Source organism: Paraglaciecola sp. IT1134 (genome assembly GCF_058068185.1).
Genome location: NZ_CM176486.1, coordinates 4,415,541 through 4,428,791 on the forward strand (window position 1 = coordinate 4,415,541; position 13,251 = coordinate 4,428,791).

The 13,251-nt window shown below is 39.6% G+C and carries 10 protein-coding genes; 6 read left to right on the forward strand and 4 right to left on the reverse strand.

From position 1 onward, the window contains the following. Window positions 1-260 precede the first annotated feature (260 nt). From AC3RV5_RS19260 to AC3RV5_RS19275, 4 genes are all read left to right on the forward strand, one after another. Window positions 261-1,004 (forward strand): class I SAM-dependent DNA methyltransferase, encoded by a 744-nt coding sequence (locus AC3RV5_RS19260; protein WP_489729192.1) that lies wholly within the window; start codon window positions 261-263, stop codon window positions 1,002-1,004. Between the two features lie 482 nt (window positions 1,005-1,486). Beyond that, window positions 1,487-2,326: an Npun_F0296 family exosortase-dependent surface protein gene (locus AC3RV5_RS19265; RefSeq protein WP_489729193.1), complete on the forward strand. Its 840-nt coding sequence runs from the start codon at window positions 1,487-1,489 to the stop codon at window positions 2,324-2,326. A gap of 464 nt (window positions 2,327-2,790) precedes the next feature. Beyond that, entirely contained in the window at window positions 2,791-3,213 is a 423-nt protein-coding gene (locus tag AC3RV5_RS19270) for a hypothetical protein (protein ID WP_489729194.1), read from the forward strand. A 184-nt stretch (window positions 3,214-3,397) separates the two neighbouring features. Further along, window positions 3,398-4,081, forward strand: coding sequence for a haloacid dehalogenase type II (locus AC3RV5_RS19275; RefSeq protein ID WP_489729195.1), 684 nt, complete (start codon window positions 3,398-3,400; stop codon window positions 4,079-4,081). Window positions 4,082-4,374: 293 nt separating this feature from the next. On the opposite strand, the gene AC3RV5_RS19280 is transcribed toward AC3RV5_RS19275, so the two are convergent. Beyond that, entirely contained in the window at window positions 4,375-5,187 is an 813-nt protein-coding gene (locus AC3RV5_RS19280) for a hypothetical protein (RefSeq protein WP_489732213.1), read from the reverse strand. A gap of 486 nt (window positions 5,188-5,673) precedes the next feature. After that, window positions 5,674-8,889 carry a TonB-dependent receptor gene (locus AC3RV5_RS19285; RefSeq protein WP_489729196.1) on the reverse strand — a complete coding sequence of 1,072 codons (3,216 nt, stop codon included), beginning with the start codon at window positions 8,887-8,889 and terminating at the stop codon, window positions 5,674-5,676. Between the two features lie 441 nt (window positions 8,890-9,330). On the opposite strand from AC3RV5_RS19285, the gene AC3RV5_RS19290 reads away from it, so the two are divergent. Then, entirely contained in the window at window positions 9,331-9,822 is a 492-nt protein-coding gene (locus AC3RV5_RS19290; RefSeq protein WP_489732214.1) for an RNA polymerase sigma factor, read from the forward strand. A 1-nt stretch (window position 9,823) separates the two neighbouring features. Then, on the forward strand, window positions 9,824-10,894 hold the full coding sequence (locus tag AC3RV5_RS19295) for a FecR family protein (protein ID WP_489729197.1): 1,071 nt from the start codon (window positions 9,824-9,826) through the stop codon (window positions 10,892-10,894). Between the two features lie 393 nt (window positions 10,895-11,287). Here AC3RV5_RS19295 and AC3RV5_RS19300 read toward each other — a convergent pair whose 3' ends face one another. Both AC3RV5_RS19300 and AC3RV5_RS19305 read right to left on the reverse strand, forming a co-directional pair. After that, window positions 11,288-11,959 carry a GntR family transcriptional regulator gene (locus AC3RV5_RS19300; RefSeq protein WP_489729198.1) on the reverse strand — a complete coding sequence of 224 codons (672 nt, stop codon included), beginning with the start codon at window positions 11,957-11,959 and terminating at the stop codon, window positions 11,288-11,290. 20 nt (window positions 11,960-11,979) lie between these two features. Further along, complete coding sequence (locus AC3RV5_RS19305) at window positions 11,980-13,215, reverse strand: MFS transporter (protein ID WP_489732215.1); 1,236 nt, start codon at window positions 13,213-13,215, stop codon at window positions 11,980-11,982. Window positions 13,216-13,251 lie beyond the last annotated feature (36 nt).

Sequence of the window (13,251 nt, forward strand, 5' to 3'; positions counted from 1 at the left end):
ACATGGACATACAACCCCGATTCCAGGCTCTACCTTACGAAATTAATCCGCTAAGAAAAATTAGACTTTAGATTAAAAATAACCAACAACCTTAATTAAAGATCTATTAGATCAGAGTCCTTGATATCGCCATCAATAAATATGGTCAATCAATTAGATAGTTGAGCAAGCCTATCCGGGTCGTGTTCACTACTTCGCAAATGAGATTGGTTGGTATATTATGCCCCACCAAAATATTCCAGCCAAACGCCCCCGCTATTATGTCTACCAATGTTTTATATACCGACTTATCTGGCTATTACGATTTACTGTGTACCGACATCAACTACCACGCACAAAGCGCGGGTGTTCACCGACTACATGAACTTTTTGGTAACCAAGGAAAAAAACACCTGGACTTGGCTTGCGGTACCGGACCACATATTCGTCATTTCCTCGATTTTGCTTACCAAAGCAACGGATTAGACATTAATCAACCCATGCTAAATAGAGCAAAACGTCGCTGTCCTGAAGCACAATTTAGTTTACAAAATATATGTGCATTTACAGTAGATGAACCTGTAGATCTGATCACCTGCTTTTTATATTCTATCCACTACAGTGGTGGGCTGAAGCAACTCAAAGCCTGTATTACTAGTGTGCATAACGCCTTAAACCCCGGGGGGCTGTTTTGTTTTAATGCGGTCGATAAAAGCAAAATCGATAACCATTCATGGGTGACACACGCCGCCGAGCACGACAATAGCCACTTTATTTTCAGTACCGCCTGGTATTACTGTGGGCAAGGCGATCAGCAGTTGCTCAAACTTAACATCGAAAAAACCAGCCATAACCTGACCCAAACATGGCAGGACGAACACCCTATGGTAGCGACGGATTTTGCTGAGCTGGAAGCACTTTTACAACCTTATTTCACAGTGCATATTTTCGCCCATGACTACGACAAGATCCTGCCTTGGGATAAAACATCAGGCAACGCCCTATTTGTGTGTGTGAAAAGTTAGATGATTTCAGACCGGGGAAAACCGCTATAAACATTCAGTAATTCCCATCAATACTCCCAAACTATCAACTGCCAAAGCTGGCCCAATAAAAGGTGAACAACACCCCAACTAGCGAAGTTTAAATAGTTTGTCACCAGCGAAAAATTTACAGCCGCCAAAATAGCCTCTACAACCCTTTAGAACAAAGCACTAACCCACTCCCACGTTTTTATTGCGGCGCTATCTATGTCAATAAATTTTACAGTTTAAATTTCTCACACCACTAATGAGAATGCTAAACAATTGATTATATTAAGATTTCAGCGCCGGGCAATTTTACCCTCGAAAAATTGCAGTGAAAAAAGTTTACACTTCTTTTAAGTTTAATACCGTACACAAAATAACCCATTGATTTACATGCAATTAAAATATTGGCACAACTTGTGCTTATGCGTTCATAGCAGTATCAACAACCTAACTGTCTTATAAGGCAAACAAGCAACATGAACGCGTTAATGTACAAATCAAAATCAGTTTCAATCGCAGCACTTTTAACGCTAGCGGCAGCTCAACAAGTGGGCGCAGCAACCATTACTTTTGGTGGTCAAGCGGCTACTGATGGCTCGAACAAAACCAGCGTGAATGTCAACGCTGACAATACCATCACCTCGATAAACAACGGCTTTTTCGTTGAAACTTTCGATACAGCAACGGCTATACCGGGCATTTCTGGTGGTGGCGACACGCAATATAACGTAACGGGTAACTCTGAGGGTTGTGCCATCAACTCCCCTCTGACTATTACTCCAAGTGGCACTAACGTAGTAAACGTCAGAAACGGCTCGCAAAAAAATGTGGCAGCGGCTCCTGCAGGTGATACCACCTGTTACGGTTACACGTCTCCGACTACTGTTGGCGCGGAGAGTTACGTAGACATCGACTACAAAGACTTTTTGGCTAATATCGGCAATACTGTGCCGAACTTGGCGGGCTCAAGTATCAACTACCTGGGTTTCTACTGGGGCTCGGTTGATAACTATAATTCATTTGAGTTTTACTCTGATGACACATTAGTAGCGAAAATTACTGGCCCAGAATTATTGACCAAATTATCCGGTAAAACCGGTGACCAAGTGGCCGATTCTTCTAACGTGTATGTGAATATTGACTTTAGCTTTGCTGAAGCCTTTAACAGATTACGCGTTATTACCTCAGGTGTAGCTGGCGAGTTTGACAACATCGTTGTCGGTTTAGACCAACGCCCTGTTTCCGCCCCTGCAAGTCTGGCATTTTTAGGCCTGGGTTTGTTAGGTTTGGGTTTAGGCAGAAGATTTAAAAAATAAACTTCGCCTTACCTAAATATCTAAATTTTAAAAGCCGGCTCGCCGGCTTTTTTTATGCCTATTATGTTTTCATTTATCCGTTCATAAGATGTTAGGCCGCATCATTAAGGATATTGCATGCTGGGAAATAGGCGCAGCACGCCGTAATAGTCAAAGATAGGCATACGTTAATATTTAAGCAGTTCACTCAACCTCTGTAGATTGTTAATTGACGCAGCGTGCAGGTTAAACAAAGGTTTCGACACATGTCATTAAACTCTGATATCGCTCTGTTCATCGCGAAAAATCAATAAGTTGCATAACGGGTGTAAGAAATCTTAATTATAACGGTCTGATGCTGTACCTGAATTCAGGTAGTGTTAGTGAATAGCCAACAGGGCTCATTGCACGTTTTAATTGTCCAGCTTGACGGTGGTCAGGGTATTATTTTCAAGCGGCAATGTTTTTATAATCAAGGAGTCAAAATGAGTGAAATACTTCCCAACGAGCTACGTTCCCGATTACAGTGGTCATTATTATCAATGCGGGTCGGGGTATTTATTGTTATGTTTGTTTGGACATTAGACAAGTTCATTAACCCCGGCCACAGCATTAAAATATTTGAGAAGTTTTATGCTATACCAGGTTTGGGTGAAAACATGGCGTATCTACTTGGTGCCTTACAGCTTCTATTGATCTTTACGTTTTTAGCCGGGGTCAAAAAACGCCTAACCTACGGACTTGTCTTTTTACTTCATGGCGGTTCGACACTATCTGCCCTAGCCCTCTATTTGGACCCGTTTAATAATTTGTTATTCTTTGCTGCTTGGCCAATGTGGGCGGCATGTTTAAGTCTGTATCTATTACGTGATGCAGATACAAAATTTACCCTATCAAAAACAATATAATTACCCCCGGAGACTTTTGCAGTTGCAAAACTCATAGGGCTCGATTTTTAAGCGCAGTTGATGCCTGTATTAGTCCTCCCTAACATTAATGTCAACCAACAATGAGCCAATCATGCACTTTGCAAAACCCATTCGTTTTTTAACGATTACCAGTCTAATTATTTTTTTATATGGAGCACATTTTATGACCCAAGCTGCTGCCAAACCCAAGGTGTTAATATTTGACGTGAACGAAACCCTGCTCGATCTGGGCACTATGCGCAGTTCTGTCGGTGAAGCCCTGGGTGGGAATGCAGATCTCACCGCATTATGGTTTTCTACTATGCTGCACCATTCCCTGGTGACAACCGTGATGGGCGATTACCAGGATTTTGGTAAAATTGGGGTAGCGGCCCTAATGATGGTGGCCCAGAATGAGGGCATAGACATTAGCCAGCAACAAGCCATCACGGCAATTAAAACGCCCTTGTTATCACTCCCTGCCCACCCTGATGTAAAAGCCGGCTTGTCAGCGTTGAAAGCAAAAGGTTATAAAATAGTAAGTTTAACCAACTCATCCAATCAGGGCGTGAAAACTCAATTTGACCATGCCGGATTAACGGAACACTTTGATGAACGCATGAGCATTGAAGATATAAAAGTTTATAAACCCGACTTACGGGCCTATGCCTGGGCATTAGACAAACTGGGAGTGAAACCAGAAGAGGCATTAATGGTCGCCGCACACGGCTGGGACATAGCGGGTGCTAAAGCAGCAGGGATGCAAACAGCCTTTGTGGCCCGTCCAGGAAAAGCCCTGTATCCACTGGCGCCAGAGCCTGATTACATCGTAAAAGATCTGAGTGAATTGGTCACCATTTTAAAGTGATGCAGATTTCTAGTTGAAACTCATTTTTTGAAGGTGAAAATCGAACAGTCATTTCCCATACTCTCCAAGTCATTAAGTCTAGTGGGAGATGCCACGTACTTACGGCCTGACTTGTCTGCGCTGGAAACCCAAAAGGCAAAGGGCCTAGATGCCTTTTGCCGATAAGATCGCAACATCAACTATCAGATTATATCGACAACCCACGCCACATCTCCAAATAAGACTAATTCACCGGCGGGGCGCAATGTTCTCCAGCCTAATGACCGACTAAACTACACTCTGGCCCCTTTTATTTAATAATTTGGCGACGACAAATTCAAGCCTTTTACCATATATAAATCATCGTATTTTAAGCCACCATTGCCGTAGGGATCTTCGCCGGGGCCTGTATTACAGTTCATTAAAAAGTGAGTCAGAGGTTGTTCCCGTTTCATTCTGAAGCTAGCATTTGTATATACTTTTGTTTGCTGAATAAATTCATTGCCACCTTTAATATATACATCGTAAGTTTGCCCACCCTGGTGTTTGGGCGCATTGTTAACCAGGTACCAAATTTCATACCAAACACCCGGCACTAGGGGTTTGGCTTCTTTCTTGACCATTGGATTAAGAATATTGGCGTAGCCATCATTGGTTTTTACCATCAATGCGCCATTATTTTTAACGCCGTTTGATTCTTGTTTATCAGTGACTCTAAGAGTAGGTTCAAAGGCGTTATAATCGTATAAGGCGATATCGGCTGGCCCCATATTGCTGATGCCAAATGCATGGTTATTGGGAAACGATTCGACATTAATACGGCTATAAAAGGTGTAGGTTTCTCCCACGGCTACTACAACCGGCAGGGCCTTGAACGTGAGCGCCTTGCGGTTACCGACTATACCTTCCGCGGCAGGTTTTTTGAGTAAGTAGGCATTGCTACCTTGTTGAACTTGCTCGGTACGGCGTTCGGTAATTTGTGGATTTTCAACTCTCGGTGAGGTGTCATTTTTACTGTCAACCTTAGTCCAGCCAACAACACTATCAGTCGCTTCAAAGTTATCAATTAGCAGCCAGTTAGAAGCCTGTGCTGTGTTCGGAATTATATTTACCAACACGCCCAGCATTACGAAATAACGACACTGAAAACCTAGCAAAGCGATCATTGTAAAGTCCTTAAAAATAAGCTGTGGGTACAAAAAAAGGCCAAACTCTAACCTTTACACTAAAAAGTTATCAACTAGCAAGGCATGCCGCTCAATGACTTTTACACTACTTGAGCTTTATAAGACGAATAGATGGCACACAACGGCAGTGCTGCTGCGTAGTCTTAATCTGCGCCTATGATTTAGAACTTGGCTCGTAGACCAACAGTGAAAAGACAATCTGCCTCAGTGTATCTTCATTGCCTACTCCAGTTATGAAAATTATCTAGGGTGTCCGGGTCTATTGGACCATGTCATGCGGTTGCCCTGGAAGTCTTGGTTTGAATCGGTTAATTTCAAATTTGTCGTTGAAATGGTGCGGATTACAGTTTGCCAGCTTCGCTGGGCAAACAAAAAAAGCAGAGATTTAATCTCTGCTTTTTAATTATACAAGTTACTTATAAAATATTAGAAGCTTGCTCTAACACCAAACGCATATCTAGGGCCACTAGACTCCAACGATAAAAATTGTGATTCATATCTTCCGTGTTGTCTAGTAAATGAATCCGTTAGGTTTGTACCTTCAATAAATACTTGTATGTCCTTATTAATATTGTAAGCAATTCTAGCGTCTAATTGATCGTATTGTTCAGTAAACCATGGCTCAACACCTTGCAAACGAGTGAAAAATTCTTCACGGTTATTATACGCAAGACGAGCTTCAATTTTTGTATCGTCATAGAAAAGTACGATATTTTGAGAATCACCTAGTCCGGGTAATGCAATATTGTTATCAACAACATTCACATCAAATTCGTCTTTAGCACTAACATACGTTAAGTTGGCAGAAACACCAAAGTAGTTAAATGGTTCTGCTAATGAATCGAAGGTGTGTTGGAAACCAATTTCGAAACCATCAACACTGGTTTTTTCTAAGTTACGAGGGCGCGTAATATCGAAGTAAATAGTATTACCATCAATGTTTGTTCTATCTTCAGTAATTAGATCTAAACTATTAGGTTCTTTAAGAGTAATAGGCTCTCTCGCTTTACCACTAACAATAAAACCATCAATATCCTTTTTAAAATAACCAATAGTTAAATAACTACTTTCACTGTAATACCATTCAAAAGATAAATCGTAGTTTTGAGCTAAAAAAGGGCTTAAATCAGGATTACCCGCTGTAGCTTCTAAGCTTGATAAACGAAGCTGCTGTGGAAATGCTGGCGCTGGGTTAAGCAATGTCATGTCAGGACGGGTCAACGTTTTTGAATAAGCGCCACGTACTACAATTTCATCTGTAATATCAAGTTTAGCGTTTATGCTAGGTAACACTTTACTGTAATCGGCACTTGCTGTTACTTCTTCCGGATCACCTAAAGTACTTATTAATACGTCATCTGTATTACCTGCTGGCGCTAAATCATTAAATACTCGGTTTGCACCGGTAGAATCAACTTTTGTATCGGTATAACGTAAACCTGCATTAATGATTAGCGGCATAGCTCCAATTTCAAATTCAAACATTGCATTGACGTAAGCAGAAAAAATATCTTCTTTTACGTTGTAACCACGAGAAGGATCTACTTGCGCATCATAACCTGAAATTTCAGCGAATTCTGCGGCAGATGTACCTGGAGCCAATCCATTTATTTGGTCACGCATTGCTAAGGTACTCGGTTGTGCGTAATAAGCCAAAAGTTCTTCAGGATCAAACTGAATAGAGTCATTAGCAAAGTTACCATTTGCAGCACTTAAAAAGTCTTTTCGATTTTCTGAGGTAAAAAGTGAAGCAGGTAATGGAATAGTTTTTGGAAGTCGATAAAACTGTGGATTTTGCGAACGCATGTTTATACGTGTTTTTTCTTGTGTTGAACTAATAGCACCAAAGCTGACTTGTGTTAAAAATTCCAAGTCTAGATCCCAGTTAAAATCTGCTTTCACTTCAGTAATATCGTCTTCAAAAGTAAACCCTTCGCGTTGGGTAAACCACGAATTTTGATCATTAACATCAGCAACGGTTACAGGTGCGCCTAAGGTGTAATCGAATGGGTTTACTTCACCATCCCCATTTAAATCGACTGTTGAAGGTGTAAAGTTGAAGTTTGTTTCAAGTGGTGCGTCTGTGCCTTGACTGTTATCAATGCGTTGTAACTTGTCACTCGATCTAACAACAACGTAATAATCTTTACCTGCTGCTGGGTTCTCTGATGTTGATTTTGATATATCGAAATTAGCCGTCAATTCGTCGGAAATATACCATTCTAAGTTTGCACCAAATTGAGTCGCTGAAGCAGGGCGATTTCTTGCTTGGAAGATGTTCATTGGCCCTTCAATCATATCGTAGCGAGTAACAACATTATTTTCGTCTACAACCATATTATGCAGATCGTTCTTATTGCGATGAGAAATTCTTGAAATCGCTTGTGTTTTGATATCAAAGTCGGTGTACATTGCATCTACAGTTAGGTGCAAATTATCAGCCATTTCATATTGTACTGTACCGGTATAACCTGTCCGCGTTCTGTCTTCTTCCGTCCGCATAAAGTTATGTTGTCTTTGGTAAACATAATCGCCGACACCATTACCTTGACCATCAGCAAAGCGCCATAAGTCACTTTCACTAATATCCCAAGGATCAAAACGTTGTGAATCAGGAGACCACGATGTAATTGAGGAATCTAACGTTGCTTTACGCTTTTGATGTGAAATAGACAATAAAACACCTATCGTATCGTCAGCAAAAGAATTACTTATAAAACCGAACAGGTTAGGCGTCACATCACCTGTTTTGTCTTCGTACGAACCTTTGGCGCTTACAACGGCTTTAAATTCACCAATGTCTAATGGGCGTTGAGTTTTTAAGTTAATGGTTGAGCCAATACCGCCTTCTTGTAAAGCGACACTTGATGTTTTAAATACATCAACGCTACCAATAAGCTCAGCAGACAGTAAATCAAAATTGAATGCACGGCCTTCAGCGTCAGATGCCATACGACGTCCGTTAACTAATACGGTATTGAACTGAGGCCCAAATCCGCGAACGGTAATTTGTTGTCCTTCACCGCCGCTACGGTCGATCGATACCCCGGAAATACGTTGTAATGATTCCGCCACGTTTGAATCAGGAAATTTACCTATGTCTTCCGCGACGATACTGTCTTGAATAAAATTACTATTCTTTTTGAAATCAGCAACCGCAGTTAAACTTTGTCTGATACCGCTAACGGATATAACTTCGACTTCTTCTGTGCTGTGTATTGAATTTTTGGTAGTTTCTTGTGCTACAACTTGTCCGCTGTTAACTGAACTTAAAACGGCTAATACAGCAGCTGCAACTTTACTTTTTTTATTATGAAACATTTTATCTCTCTCAAAACTTGGATCTAATAAAATAGATATTTGTCCCTTCTCATCAGAAATAATTTCAAGCTTTGTACCTTCAAGCAACAACTCCAACGCTTTGGTTGATGTGTACTTTCCGGTTACTGAGTTAGTTTTTATATCCTTAATCTTGTCCATAGGAAACATAAAAGTAATGTCAGCTTGTTCTGCGAAACTAATTAACGATGAGAAAGCCCATTGTTTTGGAATGTTGAAATTTAATTTCTTGCTATTTTCTGTCGCAACGGCCTTATTAAAAAAAACAACTACGACAAATAATACAAGAATATTACTGCCCAATTTCGTCCATTCCGCTAGTACATTTTGTGTTTGCACTAGGTTAAAAGACGAGCAGGATGTTTTTTTCCGCCATAGCGCGAAAGAAAAATATTTTGACAAGAAATACATCGGAACAATCACTTAACGACTAAATCATTGTTTTTAAATGAAAAAATTAATAAATCACACATGTTTCTTAGTCTCTATAGACTACAAATATGCACCCATATTAACATATGAATCTAAAGATCATATCAATATGCAACTAGAATGTTACAATTATCACAATGAAAATCCACATAACGGATTAGCGGATTTTTTGCCCTCGATCGTCTATTTACTATAGACAAGCATGAAGATGAAAAATGTTTAAAAGTGAGAATCGCTATTAAAAAAAATAATACGTTCACTAAGTTATACCTTACCTCAAGAGATAGTCTAAGTCGTATGGTGGCTTCTATTGTGCCTCTTCATGAAATTGAAGATGTGGTACAAGAAACTTTTGTGCGTATTTGTCAGGCGAAAAATGCTGAAAAAATATCATCAAAAAAATCATTCATGTTTACTACTGCCAAGAATTTAGCGTTAGATTACCGAAAGAGAGCAGCAACAAAGTTGGTTGACGATAATATTGAGTGGAATGAACTTGAAGAGCTTATGGATAATAAGCACTACGATCGTGTATTAACTGACGTAATAACAAATGATGAGTTTTCTAAATTTTGTGAAGCGATCAGACAACTACCACCTCAAAGTCGGAAAGTTTTTGTTTTAAAGAAAGTTTACGGTTATACACAAAAAGAAATTGCTAAAAATATGAATATTAGCGAGAGCACAGTTGAAAAGCACATTTCGTCAGGAACCAAGCGATGTATGCAAATGGTTCAGCAAGATGATTTAACATCAAATGACAGCGATGTATTTCAGCTGAAAAATAATGGAGTCAGAGGTTAGTATGGATAATGTACACGTTCTTAAGCCTCAGAATATCAACAAGGAAAAAATTCTTGATGATGCATGTGACTGGATTGCAAAAATTGATCGTGGATTGTCAGAAAATGAAACACTTCAATTTCAAGAATGGTTATACGAAAAACCAGATCATTTAACTCAAATGCTTAAAACCGCAAAAATGTGGGACAAAATAGATGACTTAGAAAGATTGTCTGATATTTTCCCTCAAAATCAAGTGAAGCGAAAAAGATCATCATTGGTTTGGGGCTCTGTTGCCGCTTCGTTAATTTTAGCTTTTACATTAACTTTTTATAACTTAAGCGACATATTTAATAAAAATAACGACAAGATTGTCTTACAACTTGTCGAATCTACCTATCAAACTAAAATCGGTGAGATTGACACTATAACGTTACCCGATAGTAGCGTACTGGTTTTGAATACCAATACCATTGTGCACATGAAATACACAAATGAAGTCAGAGTATTAGAACTCAAACAAGGCGAAATTAATATTGATGTTGCGCACGATGAATCAAGACCTTTAAGTGTACTGGCCAACGGTAAAATGTTCCAAGCTGTAGGAACAGCTTTTAATGTTGAAGTAAGCGCTGATATTGTTGAGCTTATTGTTACTGAAGGTAAAGTGTTAGTTGAAGACAAATCAGCTAATCAGTTTAAAGCGGATATTGCAAACAACAAAATTAAGCTACCTAAAACATCTTTAGCCGTGTCTAAAGGTGAAAAGATTGATCTCGATATTGATATAAAATCAGTAAAAGCAAAAGAAATAGTTAAGTTGGCGCCTATGGATATTATTTCTTCACTGGCTTGGCAAGAACGTAAATTAATTTTTAGAGGTGAAACATTAGCGCATGTCGTTGATGAAATTAGCCGTTATACCGATTTACAAATAGAGCTAGATAATAACGAAGAATTGAAAAAAATTAATGTTGTCGGGGTTTTTAAAACTGGTGATGTAACCGAGTTGCTTGTTGAATTTAAGAAACATTTCAATATTACCCATGAAAAAACCAGTGATAATAAAATTAAGCTTTATTTTTCTAGTTAATTTATATGCATTTTTAACGACATTCCTGTTGGGAGTATAGAAACGATAAACGCTACCCCCTAATCCATACAACAGACCTGGATTGAGAAAATGCTGACTTTACAAAGCTGGCAATTTGCACAGGTAATGTATGACGAAAAGAGCAAAACAACTCAGCCCTACCTGCAATGCTGAGTGCTATAGAAGGTTAAAAAAAGAGGAGGCAATTACCTGACAAATTTAACGAACTAAGCACCCCAGTCGAATTCATTGTGTGAACTTCGCACAGCAGGCTGTTACCAGTCGGACTGATAGCCGACCCAACCGATATTATTTTTACTCGTAGTATTGGGCGGATGAACCGTCAACTTCAGCAACCTATGTCGCTGGCCAGTGGGTATAGGAAAGGCCAGGTTAACCCATTCGATTGCTTATAAGATACCTTGTCCAGTACTTGCCACTGTTGTCTATGTGCTCGGTCATCACTGCCAACACAGCATTGACGTCCCTTTCCTCTAATGCCGTGAGAATCTGCTTATGTTCCTCGATGCTTTGTTTTATTCGAGTGGAACTAAGTTTTACACTCGATTGCATTGCCAATAGAATTAGCCGGTTTCTACGCCAGAGGTCAATCGCTTTGTGATTATAATGATTTTTGACCGTTAACCAGTGAAACTGGGTATCCAAAATACGATATTCTCTGTCGTTTGCTGTTTCCATTTTTGTCAGCAACTCTTTTAACTCAAGCCGATCTGCGAGTGTATGTTCTTCAACAAACCAAGCCATTAGATAGGGTTCTAATAATTGTAAAATTTCGAAGACATCTCTAAGGCTATTGAATTCAAAGAGCGCCACTCTAGCTCCGCTATTGGGCGAAACCGTGACAAACCCCTCGCCTTGCAGTTGTTTTAGCGCCTCTCTAATTGGATTAATACTGGTGTGGTATTTTTCAGCCAGTTTTGTCGTTACTAGCCTGTCGCCACTTACAAAAACTGCATTGGCAATATCATTTAAAATATACGCATAAATAGTACTTTCTTCATTAATAAGTGGAGATACCAATGAGGGTTCTTTAAATTCAGACATGTGGTTTAAGCCAACTTCAACTAAGTTATTTCTTTAATTTGTATTTGTTCCACTTTACCAACCAAAAACAGATAAGAACAGCATCCAATCAGTGCTAACGAGGCAATAAACATCAATGCGGGTTTGAAGTCACCACCTTTGACCAACCAGCCTATGACAATTGGCACAATCACGGCGGATAAGCCACCAATAAAATTGAAACAGCCTCCCACTAAACCAACCAAATGTTTAGGCGCGATAAGGGAAACAAATACCCATGCTATCGAAGACAAACCATTGCCAAAAAATGCGATGGACAAAAAAGTGATGATCCAAAATGTGTCATCCGTATAGTTCGCTCCAACTATGCTCATGGTTAGCATCAACCCTGTAATAATAGGTGCTTTTCGTGCAACTTCTTTAGAGAAGCCTTTACGCACAAGGAAGTCAGATGTAAATCCTGATGCCAGCACACCAAAGAACGCGGCAAGAAATGGAACTGATGCTAAAAAACCGGATTTAATAAAATCTAATCCACGGTATTCCACAAGGTAAGTCGGGAACCAAGTTAAGAAAAATATTAAGGCTCCCCCGAGGCAAAATTGACCTATATAGATACCCCAGAGCTTTCTATGTCCAAATGCTATTTTTAAATTAGCCGCGTTAAACGTAACTTTATCATTCTTATCACTTGGCTGTTCTGCAGTCGATTTGGTCGTCAAAAGATCTAATTCCTGTTGACTGATAGTTGGATGATCTTTGGGATCACGATAAAATACATACCAAATGATTGCCCACAAAATTCCAATTATGCCAGAAATAATAAACAGTCCACGCCAGCCAAAATAGTTCTGTATAACAACTAGCAGCGGCATTAAAAATGCCAAACCTATAAATTGCCCCGAGGTATAAACGGCAATTGCTGAAGCTCTTTCATTTTCAGGGAACCATGAGGTGACAATTTTATTGTTGCACGGGTACGACGGCGCTTCAAATACACCAATCGCCATTCTGCAACCAATTAAGGCAGCAAATGAAGAAATAAACCCTTGTACAAGCGTAGCGATAGACCAGGCAACTAAAATAAACGGATATAAAAACCTAGTTTTAACCACATCTACAGCGATGCCGCCAGGGATTTGTAATATCGAGTAAGTCCAGCCAAACGCAGAAAAAACCAGCCCCATCTGCACTGACGTTAAGGACAATTCCTCGGATAGTGCCGATGCAGCAACGGATATATTAGTTCTATCCATGTAATTAATAACAACGGTCATGAAGATTAACAATAATATGTTAAAACGCTTGCGTGT

Excerpts from the sequence above, each read along its gene's own strand:
- AC3RV5_RS19270 (WP_489729194.1), top strand. The coding sequence starts at position 2,791 with ATGAGTGAAATACTTCCCAACGAGCTACGTTCCCGATTACAGTGGTCA.
- AC3RV5_RS19260 (WP_489729192.1), top strand. The coding sequence starts at position 261 with ATGTCTACCAATGTTTTATATACCGACTTATCTGGCTATTACGATTTA.
- AC3RV5_RS19295 (WP_489729197.1), top strand. The coding sequence starts at position 9,824 with ATGGATAATGTACACGTTCTTAAGCCTCAGAATATCAACAAGGAAAAA.
- AC3RV5_RS19300 (WP_489729198.1), bottom strand. The coding sequence starts at position 11,959 with ATGTCTGAATTTAAAGAACCCTCATTGGTATCTCCACTTATTAATGAA.
- AC3RV5_RS19305 (WP_489732215.1), bottom strand. The coding sequence starts at position 13,215 with ATGACCGTTGTTATTAATTACATGGATAGAACTAATATATCCGTTGCT.
- AC3RV5_RS19265 (WP_489729193.1), top strand. The coding sequence starts at position 1,487 with ATGAACGCGTTAATGTACAAATCAAAATCAGTTTCAATCGCAGCACTT.
- AC3RV5_RS19275 (WP_489729195.1), top strand. The coding sequence starts at position 3,398 with ATGACCCAAGCTGCTGCCAAACCCAAGGTGTTAATATTTGACGTGAAC.
- AC3RV5_RS19280 (WP_489732213.1), bottom strand. The coding sequence starts at position 5,187 with ATGCTGGGCGTGTTGGTAAATATAATTCCGAACACAGCACAGGCTTCT.